The organism is Amycolatopsis vancoresmycina, from assembly GCF_000716785.1.
Taxonomy (GTDB): Bacteria; Actinomycetota; Actinomycetes; order Mycobacteriales; family Pseudonocardiaceae; genus Amycolatopsis; species Amycolatopsis vancoresmycina.
The window spans coordinates 42,898-63,205 of record NZ_JNYY01000008.1 but is presented as its reverse complement, the minus strand read 5'-3'; the positions used below and the strand labels follow the sequence as shown (position 1 = coordinate 63,205).

The window sequence follows — 20,308 nt, the reverse complement described above, 5'->3', positions numbered from 1 at the left end:
TTTTAGCCGTTCGGACAAGCCTGGGAAGAGTGTCCGGAGTTACCGTTCGGGGCATCAGGACAGTAAGCAGAGGAGCCGCCGTGGACGCCGTGACCCAGACCCCCGCCCCGAAGAACGAGCCGGTGCTGACCTACGCACCCGGCAGCGCCGAGCGCGCCGAACTCGAGGGTGCGCTCCAGCGGCTGGGCCAGGCGGAACCGGTCGACCTGACCGTCACCATCGGCGGCGAGCAGCGCCCCGGCGGCGGCGAGAAGATCGACGTCGTCCAGCCGCACAACCACAAGCACGTGCTGGGCACCATCCACAGCGCGACGCGGCAGGACGCGACCGACGCCGTCGCGGCCGCCGCGAAGGCCGCCCCGGAGTGGCGCGCGCTGTCCTACGACGACCGCGCCGCGATCCTGCTGCGCGCCGCCGACCTGCTCACCGGCAAGTGGCGCGCCACCCTGAACGCGGCCACCATGCTCGGCCAGTCCAAGACCGCGACCCAGGCCGAGATCGACTCCGCCTGCGAGCTCGCCGACTTCTGGCGCTTCAACGTCGAGTTCGGCCGCCGCATCCTCGCCGAGCAGCCGATCAGCTCGCCGGGTGTGTGGAACCGGATGGAGCACCGGCCCCTGGAAGGCTTCGTCTACGCGATCACGCCGTTCAACTTCACCGCGATCGCCGGCAACCTGCCCACCGCGCCCGCGCTGATGGGCAACACCGTGCTGTGGAAGCCGTCGCCGACGCAGTCGTTCGCCGCGTACCTGACCATGCGGCTGCTCGAAGAGGCGGGCATGCCGCCGGGCGTGATCAACCTGCTGCCGGGCGACGGCAAGGCCGTCTCCGAGGTCGCCCTGACCCACCGCGACCTGGCCGGCATCCACTTCACCGGCTCGACCGCGACGTTCCAGCACCTGTGGGGCACGGTCGGCGCGAACATCGCGGGCTACCGCGGCTACCCGCGGCTGGTCGGCGAGACCGGCGGCAAGGACTTCGTCGTCGCGCACCCGTCGGCCGACGTCGACGTGCTGCGCACCGCCCTGGTCCGTGGCGCCTTCGAGTACCAGGGCCAGAAGTGCTCCGCCGCTTCGCGCGCGTACATCCCGCGCAGCGTCTGGAACGAGCTGAAGGACGGCCTGGTCGCCGAGACCGAGGCGCTGTCCTACGGCGACGTCACCGACTTCTCGCACTTCGGCGGCGCGGTCATCGACCGGCGCGCGTTCACCAAGCACACGGACCTCTTCGACCGCGTGCGGGGCGACGCTTCGGTGGAGATCCTCACCGGCGGCACGGCCGACGACAGCGTCGGCTACTTCGTGCAGCCGACGATCCTCGTCTCGGACAAGCCGGACCACGAGATCTTCTCGACCGAGTACTTCGGCCCGATCCTGTCGGTGTTCGTCTACGAGGACGGCGGCTTCGACGACGTCCTGAAGCTGATCGACTCCTCGGCCGCGTACGCGCTGACCGGCGCGGTGATCGCCAACGACCGCACTGCCGTCGCGAAGGCCGCCGAGGCGCTGAAGTTCTCCGCGGGCAACTTCTACGTCAACGACAAGCCGACCGGCGCCGTCGTCGGCCAGCAGCCGTTCGGCGGGGCGCGGGCCTCGGGCACCAACGACAAGGCCGGCTCGATCTTCAACCTGCTCCGCTGGACGAGCCCCCGCTCGGTCAAGGAGACGTTCGTGCCGCCGACCAGCGTGCGTTACCCGCACCAGGGCTGAGAGGGAGTCCGTCATGCTGCGTGCCCCGCTGCTCGCCGCCGCCCGGTCGAAGGGCATCCGGCGGCTCGTGGAAGCCGTGCCCGCCACGCGTTCCGTGGTGCGCCGGTTCGTCGCCGGGTCCGAGACCGCCGACGCGGTCCGCGTCGCCAGGGAACTGGCCGCGGACGGCCGCCGGATCACCCTCGACCACCTGGGCGAGGACACCACGGACGCCGCACAGGCGGCGGCGACCGTCGCGGCCTACGAAGCCGTGCTGTCGGCGCTGGCCGCGGAGGGCCTGGCTTCCGGAGCCGACGTGTCGGTGAAGCTCTCGGCGGTCGGGCAGTTCCTGCCGTCGAACGGCGAGGACGTCGCCCTGGAGAACGCCCGGAAGATCTGCGCGGCGGCCGAGGCGGTCGGCGCCACCGTGACGCTCGACATGGAGGACCACACCACCACGGACTCGACGCTCGGCATCCTGCAGGAGCTGCGCGGCGAGTACCCGTGGGTGGGTGCGGTGCTGCAGGCGTACCTGCGGCGCACCGAGCAGGACTGCCGGGAGCTGTCCGGGCCCGGGTCGCGCGTGCGGCTGTGCAAGGGCGCGTACGCCGAGCCGGAATCGGTGGCCTTCCAGGACAAGGCCGACGTGGACAAGTCCTACGTCCGCTGCCTGCGCGTCCTGATGGCCGGCCAGGGGTACCCGATGGTGGCCTCGCACGACCCGCGGATGATCGAAATCGCGGCCGCGCTGGCCGAGGAGAACGGCCGGAAGGACGACGACCACGAGTTCCAGATGCTCTACGGCATCCGGCCGGAGGAGCAGGCGCGGATCGCCGCGTCGGGCGCGCGGATGCGTGTCTACGTGCCCTACGGCGACGAGTGGTACGGCTACTTCATGCGGCGGCTGGCCGAGCGCCCGGCCAACCTGGCGTTCTTCCTGCGCGGGCTCGCCACCCGGTCCTGAACACGGCGAAGGCCGCACCCGCGGGGGCGGCCTTCGCCGTGTGGTGGTGGTCAGGCCTGTTCGGCCTCGGCTTCGGCGGCCTTGCGCTTGACCTCGTCCATGTCGACCTCGCGGGCCTGCTTGATGAGGTCCTCGAGCGCCGCTTCGGGGAGCGCGCCCGGCTGGGCGTAGATCAGCGTCTTGTCCCGGATGATGGCCAGCGTCGGGATCGAGCGGACGTCGAAGGCGGCCGCGAGCTGCTGCTGCGCTTCGGTGTCGACGCTCGCGAAGACGATGTCCTCGTGCTTCTCGGAGGCCTTCTCGTAGACCGGCGCGAACTGGCGGCACGGCCCGCACCAGCTCGCCCAGAAGTCGATCAGGACGAACTCGTGGTCGGTTACCGTCTGGTCGAAGTTCTCGGCGGTCAGCTCAACGGTGCTCATGCCCTGGTCAACGAACCGGGCCCGGCGGGAATTCCCGGGGCCGGGGTAGCGTCTGCACCGAGCGCACCTGCGAAGAGGAGGACCTGATGGCCGACGGCGAAATCCTGGGCCGGATCGACGAGCTGATCGCGGAGGAGCACGAGCTCCGGTCGCGCTCGGTCGGCGTGGGGCTGAGCGGCGGCGACAAGGACCGCCTCACCGCGGTCGAGCAGCAGCTCGACCAGTGCTGGGACCTGCTGCGCCAGCGCCGCGCGAAGACGGAGTTCCACGAGAACCCGGACGACGCCGCGGCCCGCCCGGTCTCCGAGGTGGAGTCCTACCGGCAGTAGGCCCGGAAAAGTTCTCCGGCGGCGACGTCGAAAAGCGCGAACCGGCTCCGTCCCCCGGGTGGAAGCGGCCAGAATGGGCCGCCGAGACCCCGAGGGAGCACCACGATGGCCAAGTACCTGCTGCTGAAGCACTACCGCGGCGCGCCGGCCCCGGCGAACTGCGACGCACCCATCGACCAGTGGACGCCGGCGGAGATCTCCGCGCACATCAAGTACATGGAGGACTTCGGGGCGAAGCTGGTGGCCACCGGCGAGTTCGTCGAGCACCAGGCCCTCGCCCCGGAGGGGACGTTCGTCCGCTACGACGGCGAGGGACGGCCGCCGGTCACCGACGGCCCCTTCCCCGAGACGAAGGACCTCATCGCCGGCTGGACGGTGATCGACGTCGACAGCTACGAGCGCGCCCTCGAGCTGGCCGCGGAGCTGTCGGCTGCGCCCGGCCCGAACGGGGAGCCGATCCACGAGTGGCTCGAGCTGCGCCCGTTCCTGACCGCGCCGCCCACCATCACGGAATGACGGGCCGGGAGCCGTGGACGAAGCCCTGATCCGAAGCCTCACCCCGGGTGTCCTGGCCGTCCTCGTCCGCCGCGGCGCGGACTTCGCGGCGGCCGAGGACGCCGTCCAGGAGGCGCTGGCCGAGGCGTTCCGCGGCTGGGCTGCCGACGGTGTCCCGGCCAGTCCCCAGGGCTGGTTGGTCACCGTGGCGTGGCGCAAGTTCCTCGACGCGACCCGCGCGGACGCCGCCCGCCGCCGTCGCGAGGACGTCGTCGACGCCGAGGTGGCGCCCGGGCCCGCGGCGGACGTGGACGACACGCTGCAGCTGTACTTCCTGTGCGCGCACCCGTCGCTGACGCCGTCGTCGGCCGTGGCGCTGACGCTGCGGGCCGTCGGCGGGCTGACCACCCGGCAGATCGCGCAGGCGTACCTGGTGCCCGAGGCGACCATGGCGCAGCGCATCAGCCGCGCCAAGCGGACCGTGTCGGGGGTGCGGTTCGACCAGCCCGGCGACGTCGCCACCGTGCTGCGGGTGCTCTACCTGGTGTTCAACGAGGGCTACTCGGGCGACGTCGACCTCGCCGCCGAGGCCATCCGGCTGACCCGGCAGCTGGCGGCGTCGATCGACCACCCCGAGGTGGCGGGGCTGCTCGCGCTGATGCTGCTGCACCACGCCCGGCGCGCCGCCCGGACGGCGGCGGACGGCAGCCTGGTCCCGCTGGCCGACCAGGACCGCTCCCGCTGGGACACCGCGTTGATCGCCACCGGCGTGGAGATCCTGCAGGCGGCGCTGGCCCGCGACCGGCTGGGCGAGTTCCAGGCCCAGGCCGCCATCGCGGCCCTGCACGCCGACGCGCAGGACGCCGCGGAGACCGACTGGGTGCAGATCGTCGAGTGGTACGACGAGCTGGTCCGCCTCACCGGCAGCCCGGTCGTGCGGCTCAACCGCGCGGTGGCGGTCGGCGAAGCGGACGGCCCGCGCGCCGGCCTCGCAGCGCTGGCGGAGCTCGACCCGGCCTTGCCCCGCTACACAGCGGTGTCGGCCTACCTCCACGAGCGCGACGGCGACCTGCCGGCCGCGGCCCGCCTCTACGCCGAGGCGGCCCGGAAGGCGTCAAGCCTCGCCGAGGCCGACCACCTCACCCGCCAAGCCGCCCGCCTCAACACCCGCATCTCGTGACCGAACGGGCACCACGTGTGATTGAGGGGGCATCACGTGTGATTGGAGGGGCATCACACCCGATGCCCCTCCAATCACGCGTGTGTCCCTTCTGATCACGTGAGATGCCCCTTCGATCACGCGGGGCAGAGGGTGCCGTCGGTGGGGATTTTGCCGTCGATCAGGAACGCTCGGGCCGCTTCGGTGACGCAGGGGGAGGCGGGGAGGGCGCCGTGGCCCGCTCCCTGCCAGGTGATCGTGACCGCGGACGGCATCTGGTCGGCCGCGCGGGTGCTGCCGACCTGGGGGGTTGCCGGGTCGGCCGCGGTGGCCGCGATCAGGATCGGCGGGACGCCCGGGACGCCCGGGGCCGGCAGCGGCTCGGTCCGCACCGGCCACGGGCCGCACCAGGCCAGCTGCTGGGCGATGACCGTGCCGAACTGCGGGTACTTCGCGCGCATCCCGGCGGCGACCTGGTCGAGCTGGTCGGCCGACAGGCGGGTCTGGCTGTCGTTGCAGCGGGTCGCGATCGTGGCGTCGATCCGCGACGGCTGGGCGCGCGTGTCGTGCAGCACCGGCGCGGCGAACGCGGCGAGGGGTTCGATGTTCCCGATGCGGGCCGCGGTGACCGCGTCGGCCAGCTCCGGCCACCGCGCGCGCTGCGTCAGTCCCGAGTAGACGGCGAACATCGCCACGCCCGGGCCGAACGGGACGCCGTCGGCCGTCGACGCCGGGGAGCGCCGCAGCCCGTCGGCGAGCGCGGCCAGCGCCGCCTTCGGTTCGCCGAGGGCGCAGCGCCGCGCCGCGCAGTCCGCGGCGAAGGCGTCCAATGTGGACTGGGCGCCGGCGGCGACCGCGTCGAGAACCGCGGCCGTGTCGGCGCCGGGGTCGGGCACGCCGTCGAGGACCACCCGCCCGACCTGGCCGGGGAAGCGGACGGCGTACTCGGCCAGCACCTTCGAGCCGTCGCCGTGGCCGAGCGCGTCCAGCCGCTCCATCCCCAGCTGCTTGCGGAGCTCGTCGAGGTCGCCCGCGGCGCGCCAGCTGTCCAGCGCGGTCTGGGAGTCGTCCAGCTCGATGGCGCACTGCTGGCCGGCCTTGCGGGCCGCGTCCAGCACGTCGCCCAGGCCGCCCTGGGCCGGGTCGGCGTCGATGAGGTCGTGCCGGGTGTCGGGCGGAACGCACTGCGCGGCGCCGGAGAGCCCGGTGCCGCGCCGGTCCAGGCCGATCAGCGAGAACTTCTCCAGGAACGCCGGCGGCAGCGTCGCGGCCAGCCGCGCGGCGTACACGCTGCCCGGTTCGCCGTCGACGTCGTTGACCACGACCAGCGGCACCGGCCCGCTGCCGGCCTTCAGCGCCAGCAGCCGCACCACCGAACGCCGCGGCTCGCCGGGCGCGTCGAGCGGCGCGGTGACGCGGGCGCAGGTGAAGTGCAGGCTGTCCGGCACGGCGGGGGTGCCGATGCGCTGGCGCGTGTCGTCGTCGCAGTCGGCCCACTTCAGCGTCGGCGACTGCGGTTCGCCCAGCGGCGGCAGCGGCACCCCGGGCGTCCGGGTGGGCGCGGCGCCGGTCGTCTTCCCGTCGTTCTCGACCAGCGCCGGCCGGACCGACGGCCCCGCGGCGCAGCCCGCGGCGGAGACCAGGGCGAGCAGCGCGACCAGGAGACGGGTACGGCGGCGGCGCACGGGCGGTGTCCTCACGGTTTCATCGATCAAGGGCAGGGCCGAGCTTCGCACGGCCGGTGTGGGACGCGGGTTAGCGGGTCCGCACCACCTGGCCGCGGAAGACGGCGTCGAGGTCGTAGCGGGCCGGCTCGTCGAGCTGGCCGTAGTCGCACGAGGCGGGTTCGCGGTCGGGCCGCCACCGCACGAACCGCGCGTTGTGCCGGAACCGCGACGGCATCCCGCCTTCGGTGTTCTCGTAGGCGACCTCGACGACGCGCTCGGGCCGCAGCGGCACCCATTCGTGTTCGGTGGCCCGCCAGCGGGTGATGCCGCCGGGGATGCGCTGCGCCTCGCCGGTGGCCCGGCCGCCCCAGGGGTGGTCTTCGCCGTCGGTGATCAGCGGCGCGAGTTCTTCGGCCAGCTCGCGGCGGCGCTCCTTGGGGAACGACCCGACGGTGCCGACGTGGTGCAGCACGCCCTTTTCGTCGTGCAGGCCGAGCAGGAAGGAGCCGACGAGGTCGCCGGGGCCGCCGTCGACGTGCCAGCGGAGGCCGGCGAGCACGCAGTCGGCGGTGCGCAGGTGCTTGTACTTGAGCATCGCCCGCTTGCCGGGCGTGTACGGCTCGTCCAGGGGCTTGCCGATGACGCCGTCCAGGCCGGCGCCCTCGAACAGCTCGAACCAGTGCCGCGCGGTGTCCGGGTCGGTGGTGGCGGGGGTGAGCGGGAACCGGTCGCCGGCCAGCTCGGTGAGCCGTTCGCGGCGCGTGGACGTCGGCTCGTCGAGCAGGGTCTCGCCGTCGAGCGCGAGCACGTCGAAGGCGACGAATTCGGCGGGCTGTTCGGCGGCCAGCAGCGTGATCCGGCTTTCGGCGGGGTGGATCCGTTCGGTGAGGGCGTCGAAGTCGAGCCGCCCGCCGCGGGCCACGACGAGCTCCCCGTCGAGCACGACCCGCGGCGGCAGGATCTCCAGCAGCCGCGCGACGGCCTCGGGGAAGTACCGGTTGAGCGGCTTTTCCGCGCGCGACTGCAGGTACAGCTCGTCGCCGTCGCGGAAGACGATGCAGCGGAAGCCGTCCCACTTCGGTTCGAAGAGCAGGCCCCCGGAGTCCGGAATGGCCTTGGCGGGCTTGGCGAGCATCGGCTTCAGCGGCGGCTGCAGCGGTAGGGGCATGCCCCGCATTCTGCGGAAAACCCCGGCTCAGCGCACGCGTTTCGCCGGGCTCGTGTCGAGTTCCAGGCGGACCGCGGCCGGCAGCGCCGGCAGGCCGAGTGATTCCCGGGCCCTGGTCAGGACCTGGGTGTCGAGGTCCGCCCAGACGCCCTTGAGGTCCGTTCCCTCCCGCAGCCACAGCGTGATGCGCAACGCCGGAGAAGTGCGCGAGCCCACCGCGCGGACCCGGGCCCGGCTGACGCCGTCGAGGCGTTCCGCGTCGGCCTGGACCGCGCCGGCGATCGCGGCCGCCGTGACCACCAGCTCCGCGCCTTCCGTGCGGTCGAGGTCCAGGTCCGGGCGCGGTTCCGGGCGCAGCGAGCGCGCCGCCCAGCGCAGGCCCGCCACGAACAGCAGCACGCCGAGCACGATCGCGGCGATCCGCGCCGGTGTCGCGTGCGCGCCGAGCCAGGCCGTGGCGATCGGGTCCAGCAGGGGACGGCGGCCGCGGAACTCGCCGAGCCAGCCGAAGCCGACCACCAGGGCCAGCGCTCCGCCCGCCAGGGCCAGCAACCCGACCAGGAACGTCAGCGTCCGTTCGCCGGTGTACGACCGGGCGAGCGCCTTCGCGGCGACTGACCGGCTCATCGGCGGTCCTTCGGCGAGTCGACGACGACCGAGACCTTCGGCCGCCGCACCAGCGGGACCTCGTCGAGCAGCGCCGACACCGTGGCCAGCAGCCGCGGGCGCAGCTCGCCTTCGCCCTCGAGGGTGCTCTTGGCGCGGACGCGGATGCGGCGGGCGCTCGCCGTGACCGATGCGCCCGCCACGTTGTCCTGGGCGCGCACGGTGAGCCCGACGAGCCGGGCCAGCGAGCGCGGCGACGTCGAGACGCTCACGTCGCCGGCCGGGTCGGTCAGCCGGACCGCGCGGTTGCCCGCGGCGAGCGCACAGGCGATGAGCACCAGGCCGGCCGCGGCGACCACGCCGGCGCCGACGCGGACCGCGTAGGCGTCCCAGCCCAGGGCCGCCAGCCCGGCCTGCCACCGCGGCCACGGCACCAGCAGCGGCGCCGAGCCCGGGCGCCACCAGTGCCAGCCGACCTCCAGGGCGAGCAACGCCCCGGCCGCGGCGAAGGCCAGGCCCAGCAGGGTCGCGAGGATGCGGACGAACGGGCGCACGGCTACCGCACCCTCGGCGCCGCGTCCGGCAGCAGCGCGGACACCGTCACGGCCAGCGTCCGGACGCGGTAGCCGGTGATCAGCTCGACCTCTTCGGTGACCTTCTCGCGCACGTCGCCGACGACCGCGCGGACCGCCGCCGGGTAGCGCAGGGCGAGGTCGAGCGCCAGGTCGACGTCGTTGTCGTGCCCGCCGACCTTCGCCTTGGGGCCCTTCCGGCCGTCCCGGGCGGTGCCGGGCACCGTGTCCGCGGCGTGCTGGGCGACCTTGCGGACCACCGCGTGCCCGATGGTGAGGGTGCCGCGCTCGCCGGGGTCGGCGAGCTCCCGCGGCACGTCCAGGACGCGGCTCACTTGTCGCGGCCCTTGCCGAAGAGCTCGCCGAGGTCGAGCTCGCCGTCGAGGACCCGGCCGGCGACCAGGCCGATGATCCCGACGGCCAGGGTCACCAGGAACGCGGTGAACCCCTGGGTCGCGGCCAGGCCGAGGATCAGCCCGGCCAGGAGCCCGGTCTGCGTTGCGTTCACGTGTCCTCCTTGGACTGGGACGGAAGGGCGGTCATTCCACGCGGGTGGATTCGGGCTCTTCCTCGCCCGGCAGGAAGATGTCGTTGACCGCGATGTTCACCTCGATCACCTCGAGGCCGGTGATCTGCTCGACCGCGGTGATCACGTTGCGCCGCACCGCACGGGCAACGTCGGTGATGCGCGCGCCGTACTCCACGACGACGTCGAGGTCGATCGCCGTCTGCTTTTCGCCGACCTCCACCGACACGCCGGTCGTGGTGACCGTGCCGGAGCCGGGGATCCGCTCGCGCAGCGCGCCGATCGCGCGGGAAACCCCGCCGCCGCCGAGGGCGTGCACGCCGGCGATCTCGCGGGCGGCCAGGCCGGCGACCTTCTGCACCACCAGCGACGAGATGGTAGTGCGGCCGGCGGCGCCCTCCTCGTTGAGCGGCGTGACCGTGCCGGGGCTCTCGGTCCGTTCCGGGTGCATGCGTGCGGGCTCCTCTCGTGGCGGGCGTTCGCCGTTACGATGCCCGGGCGGGCCCGACCCTCACGCAATGTCACCCGATCGGGGTAACTTCACCCCGGGTGGACGTCCACGACGTGCACGTTCACCGCCGTGGCGGTCCCGAGTTGCCGGGCCAGCTCGGCGGTGACGTCCCGGCGCAGCCCCTCGGCGGCTTCGTCGGCGACGACGCCGAACCGGACCGACACCAGGACCTCCACGACGTCGGCCTCGACCGCGACGGCCGAGACCCGCACGCCGTCCGGGGCCCGCTCCGCCGCGATCGCACTGGCCAGCCGGGTGACGACGGCTTCGGTGACGCGCAGCCGGCCCGCCTCGCCGGGCACGTCGACCGCGGTCCGGCGGCCGCGCGCGACCGCCCGCAGCACGCGTTCGACCAGGCCGGGCGGGGTCGGCACCCGGCGCCGGGCGGCGGCGCGCACGGCGTCCCAGCGGGGATCGGACTCGGGGTCCTCTGGCTCGGCCATCACCGCTCCCTCAATTCGGCGAGCAGCGCCACCCTGGCCCGGTGCAGCCGGGAGCGCAAGGCGCCGACGTTCACGTCGAGCACTTCGGCGACCTCTTCGTAGCTCAGCCCCTCCAGTTCGCGCAGCACGAGCGGCACGCGCTGGGACACCTCCAGCCTGCCGACCGCCCGCAGCACCGCGTCGACCTCTTCGGCCCGCACGACCCGGCCTTCCGGGCCGGGCACCGCCGCGGCCAGCAGCGCGTTGTCCACAGTGGACTGCGGGGCCGGGTCGTCGAGCGAGACCGTCGGACGGCGGCGGCGCAGCACGGCGAGCGCGCTGTTGGTGACGACGCGGTAGAGCCAGGTCGACACCGCCGACTCCTGCCGGAACCCGGCCAGCGAGCGCCAGGCGGCGAGCCACGCGTCCTGCACCACGTCCTCGGCCTCCGCCGCGCTGCCGGTGATCCGCAGCGCGACCCGGTACATCCGGGGCGTGTGCTGCCGCACCAGCGCGCCGAACGCCGTTTCGTCGCCGCCCGCGGCCTTGGCGAGGAGCTCGGCGTCGCCGCTCACCCGGCGTCCCGGCGGTAACGCAGGAACGTGAAGCCGTCCTCGACGAGGACCGAGGCCAGCGCGAGCCGGCGCGGCACGGCGGGCGCGGCCCCGGCGGCGATCCGGCCCGCGGTCCCGGCCACCAGCAGCGGCGCGACGGTCAGGCACAGCTGGTCGACGAGGTCGACGGCGACGAGCCGGGCGAAGAGCCCGGGACCGCCTTCGCAGTCGATCCGGCGCAGGCCGCGGGCGGCGAGCAGGGCGAGGGCGCGCGGCAGGTCGACGTCGCCGTCGCCCGCGCGCAGGACCTCGGCCCCGGCGGCTTCGAGGGCGCGTGTGTCAGCGGTCTCCGTGGTGACCACGATCGGGGGAACGACGGTTTCGGTGAACAGCCGCGAATCGGGGTCGAGCTCCGCGGTGCGCGTCACGACGGCGATCGGCGGGACACCGTCGAACCCGAGGCGCCGCCTGCGTTCCAGGCGTTTCGCGCCCGCGACGACCCCGCGGTAGTTCTCCGCCCGGACGGTTCCGGCGCCGACCAGGATCACGTCGGCGAGGTCGCGGCCGAGCAGGAAAACGCGGCGGTCGGCGGCGTGCGAGAGGCCGGCCGACGTCGTGTCGATCTCGACGGCGCCGTCGGCGGACGCGACGAAGTTCACCTGCACCCAGGGCCGGTCCAGGTGCTCGGGATAGGCGTAGAGCCGTTGGAGGTCCGAAGCGGTCAGTTCGCCCGTCCGATCGGGCCACACAAGCTGCACCCGATCATCCCAGCACGAGCGTGAATCACGTCTCTACCGGGGACTGTGTCTCCTGGGGGCCGAGCCCCCAGACCCCCGCCGGGGGCAAGCCCCAGGACCCCCGCGTGTGGTTGCGTTGGCAGGTCATAGTCTCTTTGTTCATGCCCGCGCACCTGACCGATCGCCGCCCCGAGCTGTCCGCCGACGAGCTGATCGGCGCTTTGGTGCCGCCGCCGCGCTTCGACGCCGTCCGGTTCGGGACCTACCTGCCGAATCCCGACGAGCCCAGCCAGGCCGCCGCGGTCGAAGCGTGCTCGGCGTTCGCGGAGAAGGTGGGCGCGCGCAAGGAGAAGAAGCGCTTCAAGCTGTTCGGCGGGTCGCCGGAGCCGTCCGGGCCGAAGGGGCTCTACCTCGACGGCGGGTTCGGCGTCGGCAAGACCCACCTGCTGGCTTCGACGTGGCACGCGGCGCCGTCGCCCAAGGCCTATGGCACGTTCGTCGAGCTGACCCACCTGGTCGGGGCGCTGGGTTTCGCCGAGGCCGTGCGGCGGCTGTCGGAGCACCGGATCCTGGCCATCGACGAGTTCGAGCTCGACGACCCGGGCGACACCACGCTCGTCACCCGGCTGCTGCAGGAGCTGATGGACGCCGGGGTGTTCGTCGCGGCGACGTCGAACACGCTGCCGGAGAAGCTGGGGGAGGGCCGGTTCGCCGCCGAGGACTTCCTGCGCGAGATCCAGACGCTGTCGGCCCGCTTCGGCGTGGTCCGCGTCGACGGCCCGGACTACCGCCACCGCGGCCTGCCGGACGCGCCGCCGCCGGTGCCGGAGGCGGAGCTGGAGGCGTCGGCCGCCGCGCACGACGGGTCCACAGTGGACGATTTCGACGCGCTGTGCGCCCACCTCGCCCAGCTGCACCCCTCGCGCTACGGGCGGCTGCTCGACGGCGTCACCCGCGTGCACCTGCGCGGCATCCACCCGGCGCCGGACCAGAACGTGGGCCTGCGGCTGGTCGCCTTCGCCGACCGGCTCTACGACCGGGCCATCCCGCTGGTGGTGTCGGGCGAGCCGCTGCCGTCGCTGTTCACCGAGGAGATGGTGAACGGCGGCTACCGCAAGAAGTACCTCCGCGCGGTCAGCCGGCTGACCGCGCTGGCCCGTGACGCCGCGCCGGCCAGCTGACCAGCACGACCGCGACGGCCCACAGCGTCCCGCCGGCGACGTCGGTGAGGTAGTGGTAGCCCAGGCCGACGAGCCCGGCCGCCGCGGCGAGCAGCGCCACCGCGGCCAGCACGGCCACGACGACCCGGCGCGTGACCAGGACGAGCACGGTCAGCACCGCGACCAGGCTCACCGTGTGGCCGCTGGGGTAGACGAGGGTGCCGTTCTTCCACCGGTCGTACAGCGGCTTCAGCAGGAACGCCGTCAGGAGGATGGCCAGCACCGGCACGGCGACGGCGAGCGCGGCCTCCCGCCGCCGTCCGGCGCGCAGGCACAGGACGACCGCGAGCAGGGCCAGCGCGACCACGACGCACGGCTCGGTCGGGAACACCAGCGCCCGCAGCACACCGGGGCTCAGCGGCGCCACGGCCCGGGCGGCGGCGTCGTCGAGCGCGCCGGGTGTGGTCCCGCCGGCGAACGGCAGGCCCAGCAGCAGCGCGAACAGCCCGCAGACCGCGGCGATCGTCCTCACCCGCGCGAGGGTAGCCGGGCCCCCGCGGCCCGCCGGGCGCCGCCGGTGCGTCACCATGCGAGGGAGCGACCTCGGGAGGAGCGGATGCGGGTCACAGTCGCCGGCGCCGGGATCGTCGGGCTGAGCAGCGCGTACCGGCTGGCGGAAGCGGGCCACGACGTCACCGTGGTGGCGGCGGCCCCGCCGCGAGAGACGACGTCGGCGGTCGCCGGCGGGGTGCTGTACCCGCCGGGCCGGAGCGCGGACGAGCGGCTCGTGCGCTGGACCGCGGCGAGCATCGAGGTCTTCCGCGGGCAGGACGCCCCGGGCGTGCGGTTCCGCCGCGGCCGTGTCCTGCTGGCGGCGGGCGAGCCGGACCCGCCGTGGCTCCCGGCGGTCGGCCACGCGGCCCGCGACGGCGACCGCGTGGAGTTCACGACGGCGGTGGTCGACACGCCGGTGTACCTGGGCTGGCTGCTCGCCGGCGTGCGCGCACTGGGCGTGCAGGTCGAGTACCGGGCCCTGACGTCGTTGTCGGGGCTCGGCGCGGACGTGGTGGTCAACGCGGCGGGCCTCGGCGCGGGCCCGCTGGCCGGCGACGGCTCGATGGTCCCGGTCGGCGGCCAGGTGGTGCACGTGGCCGACCCGGGCCTGGCGGAGTTCGTGGTCGACGAGACGGGCCCGGGCGTGGCGTACGTGATCCCCCACGGCACCCACGTGGTGTGCGGCGGCACCGAGGAGCCGGGCCGCGGCGACACGGACCCGAACCCGGGCGTGACGGCGGACATCCTGCGCCGCTGCCGCGAGCTGGAGCCGCGGCTGGCGGACGCGCAGGTGCTGCGGTCGCTGGTGGGACTGCGCCCGTTCCGGCAGTCGGTGCGGCTGGAGCGGGAGGCCGGCGTGGTGCACTGCTACGGGCACGGGGGAGCGGGCATCACCCTGGCCTGGGGCTGCGCGGCGGACGTCGCCGCGCTCGTCACGGCTGGATGAGCTCGGTGATACCGCGCTGTCTCAAGTAAGCCGTGTCCGCGGCGCGGCTCTGCAGCACGAACGCCACCCGCCTGCCCTCGGCCGCCAGCTTGAAGAACCGGTCGCTGCCCGCCGTCGGGATCAGGTCCGGGCCCACGATCGCCGTCGTGCGCGGGGCCGGGGCCGGGGGTGTCCGGTCGAACTCCGCCACCAGGTTCTTCAGCGCCTGGCCCGCGGGCTTCAGCTTGCGGTCGTTCGTGTACAGCCCCAGGTCGTACTCCAGCGGGTTCAGGTTCGGCACCAGGGCCGGGTTCACGTCGTGGGAGCACCACCACGTGAAGCCGAGCGTGTGGGCGCAGGACGCCGCGTTGCGGATCGAGCGGGACAGCCACTCGCCGTACTGGGGGCGCGTCGCGTCGCTGAAGTGGATCGACGGCGCCGCGCCGTCCTCCTGGATCCAGACGCGGCGGGCCGGGTCCGTCGCGTACGCCTGGGCCACCTGGATCAGGCGTTCCGCGTTGTGGGTGGCGAACGCGGCGAGCGGGTCCGTCTTCAGCGTGCCGAAGAACGACGTCCACGGGTGGATCGCCACCACGTTGCCCGCGTCCGCCAGCCCGGCGCGGGTGAAGTAGGTGCCGTTGTCCCACGGCGCCCGGTCGCACCCGACCGTGTGCGCCTTGCCGGGGGCCACCTCCTCGGCGGTGGCGCAGAGCGTGCGGGCCCACGCGTCCGCCTGCGCCTGGGTGACGAAGAGGCCGGCGTAGGAGTCCCAGTAGTAGTACGGCTCGTTCGACAGGTCGAAGCCGAGGAACCGCGGGTGCGTGCCGATCCGCCCGGCGAGGGCCGCCAGGAGCGCGCGCTGCGCATCGAGGGCGGCCGGGTCGGTGAACCAGTTGACCGGCTTCGGCGTCGGCTGCAGCCAGTTCGGCGTCCAGTAGCGGGCCGAGATGTGGCCGTTGAACACCGTCACCTCGACGTCCAGCCCGGCCGCGCCGGCGAGGTCGAGGAACCGGTGCAGCCGGTCGAGCTTCTCGCCGCTCACCAGGTGCGGTTCGGGCTGGAAGGCCGACCACAGCAGCATGATCCGGATGTGGTCGAGCCCCAGCTCGGCGATGTCGTGCAGGTCGCGGCGCAGGTCGTCCTCGCGCCAGTCTTCCCACATGTGGAACCACCGCGTCGACGGCGTGTAGTTGACGCCCAGCCGGAACGCCCGCCGCCGGGGCGCCGCGAACGCGGGTGCCGCGGTGGCCGCCAGCGCCGTCGCGACCACACCCGTGAGTACCGACCGCCGCCCGATGTCCGCCACGCCGCCTCCCTCGCCGTCACCCGTTCACGAACGTCTAGCACGGCCGGGAAGTCGTTCTCCAGGGTTGACCGGCAACCTGTCCGGTCAGGTCCCCGAGAAGGCGGCGTGGTCGGCTTCCGTCCGGTCGGCGTAGCGCACGGCGAACGCACCCATCGCTTCGTCGAGCTCGGAGTCGTCGGCGAAGTAGCCCGAAAGCAGCTTCGGGTGCAGGGAACGCGCGTGCGCGCGGGCGAGCAGCGCCCCGGCCAGCCGGCCGTAGTCGTCGAGGTGGTCCTTCTCCAGCGCCGCCGGGTCGATGTCGCCCTTGAGGTTCCGGAACTGCCGGACGATGAACGGCACGCCGCCGATCGTGGTCCAGCCGAGGAGGATGTCGGTTTCGGCCTGGACCAGCCGGGCGCCGTCGACGATCCGCTGCCCTTCGTGCGCCGCCGGCGGCAGGTCCAGGTACGGCGCCAGCGCGGGCCGCTGCGCCTGTTTCACCTGCAGCACCAGGTCTTCGTCGTCGTTGCCGTGCAGCAGGGCGACGTAGCTGCGCAGGCCGACGCTGCCCGTGCCGACGACGCGGAAGGCGACGTCGGCGAGCCGGTACCGCGCGATCAGCGTGCGCCTCGACTCGCGCAGGGTGTCCACATAGGACACCAGGCCGGCGGCCACGGCGTCGGCGGTTGCCGCGTCGACGTGGGTCAGCACGGGCGGGTCTTCGACGAACCGGTGGCGCGCCAGCCCGGTCTCGTGGTCGTCGACGTGCTCGGTCCACTTCGCCGCGACCTTCGCGCTGGTGTTCTTGCGGGCCTTCTCGGCGGCGTCGGCGAAGTCGTCGATCAGCTCGTCGGCGCGCGCCTTCGACAGCACGGAGGAGTCCGGCAGCGCGTTCCAGCTCCGCAGGAACGGCAGCTCGGCCAGCGCGCGGGTGGTCCGGCGGTAGGACTTCACGGCGTCTTCGGCGGCCTCGCGGCAGCCGGACTCCCCGATGCCGCCTTCGCGCCCGGCGAGCACGAGGCTGGCGGCGAGCCGCTTGAGGTCCCACTCCCACGGGCCCGGCACGGTCTCGTCGAAGTCGTTGATGTCCATCACGATCTTGCCCTCGGGTGTGCCGTAGAGCCCGAAGTTCGCCGCGTGCGCGTCGCCGCAGAGCTGGGCGGTCAGCCCGGCGTCCGGCGTCCCGGCGAGGTCGGCGCCCATCAGCCCGGCGGCGCCGCGGAAGAAGGTGAACGGCGAGGCCAGCATGCGCTCGCGCCGCAGTTCGACGAGCTCCGGCAGCCGTCCGGCGTTGCTGGCCTCGAAGTAGTCCCGCGGCGACGGCCGGTCTTCGGCGGCCGCCTGGTGGTCGTGTGCCGTGACCGGTGTTTTATCCCGGAGCCGTTTCCCCTGTTCGTACAGCTCGGCGGGGGTGACGCTTTCGGTGCCCACGAGCGGGCGTTCCCCTGATCCCATACCGGGCACAACGTCCGAAGGGGACGTTGTGCTCCCGGACGCCGCCGGGGCGGGAGGCTCACCCGGCGGCGTCCGGGTGGTTTCAGGGGCGGATGACCTCGGCGATCGCGTCGATGCCGCGGTCCAGCTCCTCGCGGGTGATCACCAGTGGCGGCGCCACGCGCAGCGTGCGCTCGTGCGTCTCCTTGCAGAGCACGCCCCGCGCGGACAGCGCCACCGACGCCTCGCGCCCGGACGGACCGCCCGGCGCGATGTCGATGCCCGCCCACAGCCCGCGGCCGCGGACCTCGGACAGGCCGGTGCCGATCAGCGCGTTCAGGCGCGAGTGCAGGTGGGCACCCAGCTCCGCCGACCGCTGCTGGAACTCGCCGGTCTTCAGCAGCTTGACGACGGCCCGCCCGACCGCGCAGGCGAGCGGGTTGCCGCCGAAGGTCGAGCCGTGCTCACCCGGCTTCAGCACGCCCAGCACGTCGCGGCGGCCGACCACCGCGGACACCGGCAGGATGCCGCCGCCGAGGGCCTTGCCGAGCGTGTAGACGTCGGCGCGGACGCCCTCGTGGTCCAGCGCCAGCACCGTGCCGGTGCGGGCCAGGCCGGACTGGATCTCGTCGGCGATCAGCAGCACGCCGTGCTCGTCGCAGGCCTGCCGGACGTCGGCGAAGTAGCCCTCCGGCGGCACGATGACGCCGGCCTCGCCCTGCACCGGCTCCAGCAGCACCGCGGCCGTGCGCGGGGTGATCGCGTCGCGCAGCGCGGCCGCGTCGCCGTACTTCACCGTGACGAAGCCGGGGGTGAACGGGCCGAAGTCGGCGCGGGCGGTCTCGTCGGTGGAGAACGACACGATCGTCGTGGTCCGGCCGTGGAAGTTCGAGCCGGCGACGATGATCTCCGCGGTGCCGTCCGGCACGCCCTTGACCCGGTGCGCCCACTTGCGGGCCACCTTGACCGCGGACTCGACGGCCTCGGCGCCGGAGTTCATCGGCAGCACCAGCTCGGTGCCGGTCAGCTCGGCCAGCTCGTGGCAGAACAGCCCCAGCTGGTCGTGGTGGAACGCCCGCGACGTCAGCGTGACGCGCCCGAGCTGGGCGACGGCGGCGGCGATCAGGTCCGGGTGGCGGTGGCCGAAGTTCAGGGCCGAGTAGCCGGACAGGAAGTCGAGGTAGGACTTGCCCTCGACGTCGGTCACCGAGGCACCGGAGGCTTCGGCGATCACGACGGGCAGCGGGTGGTAGTTGTGCGTGCTCCATTGCTCGTCGAGCTCGATGAAGCTCGCGGCGGTGGGGGCGGCGGTCTCCCGGCCGGCGAACGTCGTCATACGTTCAGGTTAGAGGCAGAACACGCAGAGTTCAGCCGGGAATCGTTGCTTTCACCCGTTGTTCGTTGCGCAATATCCCGTTCACACCCGCGAAACAGTGCGCAGCCGTTGACGAAGCCATTGGTAAGTCGTAACTTACCGTTCGTGGCGACTTACGGAAGCGATCAGCTGGCCGCCCTCGCCGACCCTTCGCGCCGCGCGATCTTCGAAGCGCTGCGGGACGGGCCGCGCGCGGTGGGCGAGCTGGCCGCGGACCTGCCGATCAGCCGCCCGGCCGTGTCCCAGCACCTCAAGGTGCTCAAGGAGGCCGGGCTGGTCACCGATCGGGCCGCCGGCACCAAGCGGCTCTACCGGCTCGAACCGGCCGGGATCGCCGCGCTGCGCGCCTACCTCGACGGGATGTGGTCGGACGCGCTGAAGTCCTTCGCCGACCTGGCGGAATCCACCGAGGAGGAGCAGTCGTGAGCACCCTGGAACCGATCCGCAAGAGCATCACCGTCGCCTGCTCGCGCGAGCACGCGTTCAAGACCTACACCGAGGCGTTCGACAGCTGGTGGCCGCGGCAGCACCACCTGGGCGACGCGGACCTCGCCGAAGCCGTCCTCGAGCCGAAGCCGGGCGGCCGCTGGTACGAGAAGACCGTGGACGGCGCCGAGTGCCAGTGGGGCGAGGTGCTGGTCTGGGAACCACCCGCCCGGGTGGTCCTGTCCTGGCGGATCGACGGCGACTGGCGGATCAACCCGGACCCGGCGTTCGCGAGCGAAATCGAGGTCCGGTTCATCGAGGAGGGGCCGCGCAGCACCCGCGTCGAGCTGGAGCACCGCGGCTTCGAACGGCACGGCGAGACGGGCGCGAAAGTCCGCGAAGGCGTGTCCGGTGACGGCGGCCACGGCGCCCTGCTGGGCCTCTTCGCCGAGAAAGCCGCCGCCTGAACGGGTAGTTTCGGCGGATGGCCAAGAACGACGGAAGCCGGGTCCGGGACGCGCTGCGCGTCGGTGGCGACCTGCCGGACCCGGGCTCGACCCCGGTCGGGCCCGGCAAGAAAGCCAAGGCCCTCGAACGGCTCGAGAGCGCCGGCGAACGGCTGTCCGCGCTGCAGGAGGCGCTCTACGCCGAGGGTGTTGCCGGCGGTACCCGCAGTGTCCTGCTCGTGCTGCAGGGCATGGACACCTCCGGCAAGGGCGGCACGGTCTCGCACGTGCTCGGCCTGGTCAACCCGATGGGCGTCCGGTACGCCGCGTTCAAGAAGCCGACCGCGGCCGAGCGGCGCCACCACTACCTGTGGCGGATCCGCAAGCAGCTGCCCGCGCCCGGCCGGATCGGCGTCTTCGACCGCTCGCACTACGAAGACATCCTCGTCCCGCGCGTCTCCGGCCTGCTCACCGCGGCCGAGCGGCGGCGCCGCTACGCCGAGATCACCGCGTTCGAACAGGAGCTGGCCGACGCGGGCACGACCGTGCTCAAGGTGTTCCTGCACATCTCGCCGGAGGAGCAGCTCAAGCGGCTGAAGGCCCGGCTCGTCACCCCCGAAAAGCGCTGGAAGTACAACCCGGGCGACCTGGAGGCGCGGTCGCACTGGCCCGCCTACCAGGAGGCCTACGCCGACATCTTCGCCAAGACGCCGCCCTGGTACGCGGTGCCCGCCGACCACAAGTGGTACCGCAACTGGGCCGTCGCCGAGCTGCTGATCGAGACCCTCGCCGACCTGAAGCCGGCGTTCCCGGCGCCGGACTACGACGTCGACGCGGAACTGGCGAAGCTGAAGGGCGTTGGCGTATCCGCGTGATCGTCTG

At 73.4% G+C, this 20,308-nt stretch carries 25 protein-coding genes; 10 read left to right on the top strand and 15 right to left on the bottom strand.

Annotated features, from left to right (window positions below; genetic code table 11):
• Nucleotides 1-80 precede the first annotated feature (80 nt).
• Both pruA and OO60_RS20120 read left to right on the top strand, forming a co-directional pair.
• Nucleotides 81-1,709: an L-glutamate gamma-semialdehyde dehydrogenase gene (gene pruA / locus OO60_RS20125; protein ID WP_003068851.1), complete on the top strand. Its 1,629-nt coding sequence runs from the start codon at nucleotides 81-83 to the stop codon at nucleotides 1,707-1,709.
• A 13-nt stretch (nucleotides 1,710-1,722) separates the two neighbouring features.
• Nucleotides 1,723-2,652, top strand: coding sequence for a proline dehydrogenase family protein (locus OO60_RS20120; protein WP_003068848.1), 930 nt, complete (start codon nucleotides 1,723-1,725; stop codon nucleotides 2,650-2,652).
• 50 nt (nucleotides 2,653-2,702) lie between these two features.
• Here OO60_RS20120 and trxA read toward each other — a convergent pair whose 3' ends face one another.
• Nucleotides 2,703-3,074 carry a thioredoxin gene (gene trxA / locus OO60_RS20115; RefSeq protein ID WP_003068845.1) on the bottom strand — a complete coding sequence of 124 codons (372 nt, stop codon included), beginning with the start codon at nucleotides 3,072-3,074 and terminating at the stop codon, nucleotides 2,703-2,705.
• A gap of 86 nt (nucleotides 3,075-3,160) precedes the next feature.
• On the opposite strand from trxA, the gene OO60_RS20110 reads away from it, so the two are divergent.
• The 3 genes from OO60_RS20110 to OO60_RS20100 all read left to right on the top strand — a co-directional run bounded on the left by OO60_RS20110 (nucleotide 3,161) and on the right by OO60_RS20100 (nucleotide 5,078).
• Complete coding sequence (locus OO60_RS20110) at nucleotides 3,161-3,403, top strand: DUF2630 family protein (RefSeq protein WP_003068842.1); 243 nt, start codon at nucleotides 3,161-3,163, stop codon at nucleotides 3,401-3,403.
• A gap of 105 nt (nucleotides 3,404-3,508) precedes the next feature.
• Nucleotides 3,509-3,919 (top strand): YciI family protein, encoded by a 411-nt coding sequence (locus OO60_RS20105; protein WP_003068838.1) that lies wholly within the window; start codon nucleotides 3,509-3,511, stop codon nucleotides 3,917-3,919.
• Between the two features lie 13 nt (nucleotides 3,920-3,932).
• Nucleotides 3,933-5,078 (top strand): RNA polymerase sigma factor, encoded by a 1,146-nt coding sequence (locus OO60_RS20100; protein ID WP_033261875.1) that lies wholly within the window; start codon nucleotides 3,933-3,935, stop codon nucleotides 5,076-5,078.
• Nucleotides 5,079-5,194: 116 nt separating this feature from the next.
• Here the strand turns inward: OO60_RS20100 and OO60_RS20095 are convergent, their stop codons facing one another.
• The 10 genes from OO60_RS20095 to OO60_RS20050 all read right to left on the bottom strand — a co-directional run bounded on the left by OO60_RS20095 (nucleotide 5,195) and on the right by OO60_RS20050 (nucleotide 11,841).
• Nucleotides 5,195-6,742, bottom strand: coding sequence for an alpha/beta hydrolase (locus OO60_RS20095; protein WP_033261874.1), 1,548 nt, complete (start codon nucleotides 6,740-6,742; stop codon nucleotides 5,195-5,197).
• A gap of 70 nt (nucleotides 6,743-6,812) precedes the next feature.
• Complete coding sequence (locus tag OO60_RS20090; protein WP_033261873.1) at nucleotides 6,813-7,892, bottom strand: ATP-dependent DNA ligase; 1,080 nt, start codon at nucleotides 7,890-7,892, stop codon at nucleotides 6,813-6,815.
• A 27-nt stretch (nucleotides 7,893-7,919) separates the two neighbouring features.
• Nucleotides 7,920-8,519, bottom strand: coding sequence for an alkaline shock response membrane anchor protein AmaP (locus tag OO60_RS20085; protein WP_003068826.1), 600 nt, complete (start codon nucleotides 8,517-8,519; stop codon nucleotides 7,920-7,922).
• A complete protein-coding gene (locus tag OO60_RS20080) occupies nucleotides 8,516-9,052 on the bottom strand; it encodes a DUF6286 domain-containing protein (RefSeq protein WP_033261872.1) in 537 nt (178 codons plus the stop codon). The genes OO60_RS20085 and OO60_RS20080 overlap by 4 nt, the downstream gene beginning before the upstream one ends.
• A 2-nt stretch (nucleotides 9,053-9,054) precedes the next feature.
• Nucleotides 9,055-9,405, bottom strand: a complete 351-nt coding sequence (locus tag OO60_RS20075; protein WP_033261871.1) for an Asp23/Gls24 family envelope stress response protein — start codon at nucleotides 9,403-9,405, stop codon at nucleotides 9,055-9,057.
• Entirely contained in the window at nucleotides 9,402-9,578 is a 177-nt protein-coding gene (locus OO60_RS47175) for a hypothetical protein (RefSeq protein WP_013224542.1), read from the bottom strand. Before OO60_RS47175 ends, OO60_RS20075 begins: the two co-directional genes overlap by 4 nt.
• A 31-nt stretch (nucleotides 9,579-9,609) precedes the next feature.
• On the bottom strand, nucleotides 9,610-10,047 hold the full coding sequence (locus OO60_RS20065) for an Asp23/Gls24 family envelope stress response protein (RefSeq protein WP_033261870.1): 438 nt from the start codon (nucleotides 10,045-10,047) through the stop codon (nucleotides 9,610-9,612).
• A gap of 89 nt (nucleotides 10,048-10,136) precedes the next feature.
• Nucleotides 10,137-10,550 (bottom strand): hypothetical protein, encoded by a 414-nt coding sequence (locus tag OO60_RS20060; protein WP_033261869.1) that lies wholly within the window; start codon nucleotides 10,548-10,550, stop codon nucleotides 10,137-10,139.
• On the bottom strand, nucleotides 10,550-11,104 hold the full coding sequence (locus tag OO60_RS20055) for an RNA polymerase sigma factor (protein WP_033261868.1): 555 nt from the start codon (nucleotides 11,102-11,104) through the stop codon (nucleotides 10,550-10,552). The genes OO60_RS20060 and OO60_RS20055 overlap by 1 nt, the downstream gene beginning before the upstream one ends.
• A complete protein-coding gene (locus OO60_RS20050; RefSeq protein WP_033261867.1) occupies nucleotides 11,101-11,841 on the bottom strand; it encodes a pyrimidine reductase family protein in 741 nt (246 codons plus the stop codon). Before OO60_RS20050 ends, OO60_RS20055 begins: the two co-directional genes overlap by 4 nt.
• 140 nt (nucleotides 11,842-11,981) lie before the next feature.
• Between OO60_RS20050 and zapE the strand changes: the two genes are divergently transcribed.
• Nucleotides 11,982-13,001, top strand: coding sequence for a cell division protein ZapE (gene zapE / locus OO60_RS20045; protein ID WP_003061915.1), 1,020 nt, complete (start codon nucleotides 11,982-11,984; stop codon nucleotides 12,999-13,001).
• Here zapE and OO60_RS20040 read toward each other — a convergent pair.
• Nucleotides 12,955-13,569 (bottom strand): phosphatase PAP2 family protein, encoded by a 615-nt coding sequence (locus OO60_RS20040; RefSeq protein WP_003061914.1) that lies wholly within the window; start codon nucleotides 13,567-13,569, stop codon nucleotides 12,955-12,957. The two genes, zapE and OO60_RS20040, sit on opposite strands and share 47 nt — an antisense overlap.
• A gap of 27 nt (nucleotides 13,570-13,596) precedes the next feature.
• Between OO60_RS20040 and OO60_RS20035 the strand changes: the two genes are divergently transcribed.
• Nucleotides 13,597-14,481, top strand: a complete 885-nt coding sequence (locus OO60_RS20035) for an FAD-dependent oxidoreductase (RefSeq protein ID WP_003061913.1) — start codon at nucleotides 13,597-13,599, stop codon at nucleotides 14,479-14,481.
• Here the strand turns inward: OO60_RS20035 and OO60_RS20030 are convergent.
• The 3 genes from OO60_RS20030 to rocD form a co-directional block, all read right to left on the bottom strand.
• Nucleotides 14,468-15,766 (bottom strand): glycoside hydrolase 5 family protein, encoded by a 1,299-nt coding sequence (locus OO60_RS20030; RefSeq protein ID WP_003061910.1) that lies wholly within the window; start codon nucleotides 15,764-15,766, stop codon nucleotides 14,468-14,470. The genes OO60_RS20035 and OO60_RS20030 overlap by 14 nt on opposite strands.
• A gap of 84 nt (nucleotides 15,767-15,850) precedes the next feature.
• The gene (locus OO60_RS20025) at nucleotides 15,851-17,200 is read right to left on the bottom strand and encodes a DUF2252 domain-containing protein (RefSeq protein WP_033261866.1); all 1,350 of its coding nucleotides are present in this window, start codon (nucleotides 17,198-17,200) and stop codon (nucleotides 15,851-15,853) included.
• A gap of 82 nt (nucleotides 17,201-17,282) precedes the next feature.
• A complete protein-coding gene (rocD, locus tag OO60_RS20020; protein WP_003061902.1) occupies nucleotides 17,283-18,515 on the bottom strand; it encodes an ornithine--oxo-acid transaminase in 1,233 nt (410 codons plus the stop codon).
• Between the two features lie 144 nt (nucleotides 18,516-18,659).
• On the opposite strand from rocD, the gene OO60_RS20015 reads away from it, so the two are divergent.
• From OO60_RS20015 to OO60_RS20005, 3 genes are read left to right on the top strand one after another with little or no spacing between them, the layout of a single operon-like run.
• Nucleotides 18,660-18,980 carry an ArsR/SmtB family transcription factor gene (locus tag OO60_RS20015; RefSeq protein ID WP_003061900.1) on the top strand — a complete coding sequence of 107 codons (321 nt, stop codon included), beginning with the start codon at nucleotides 18,660-18,662 and terminating at the stop codon, nucleotides 18,978-18,980.
• Nucleotides 18,977-19,447, top strand: a complete 471-nt coding sequence (locus OO60_RS20010; protein ID WP_003061897.1) for an SRPBCC family protein — start codon at nucleotides 18,977-18,979, stop codon at nucleotides 19,445-19,447. The genes OO60_RS20015 and OO60_RS20010 overlap by 4 nt, the downstream gene beginning before the upstream one ends.
• Nucleotides 19,448-19,464: 17 nt before the next feature.
• Nucleotides 19,465-20,301, top strand: a complete 837-nt coding sequence (locus OO60_RS20005) for a PPK2 family polyphosphate kinase (RefSeq protein WP_003061894.1) — start codon at nucleotides 19,465-19,467, stop codon at nucleotides 20,299-20,301.
• Nucleotides 20,302-20,308 lie beyond the last annotated feature (7 nt).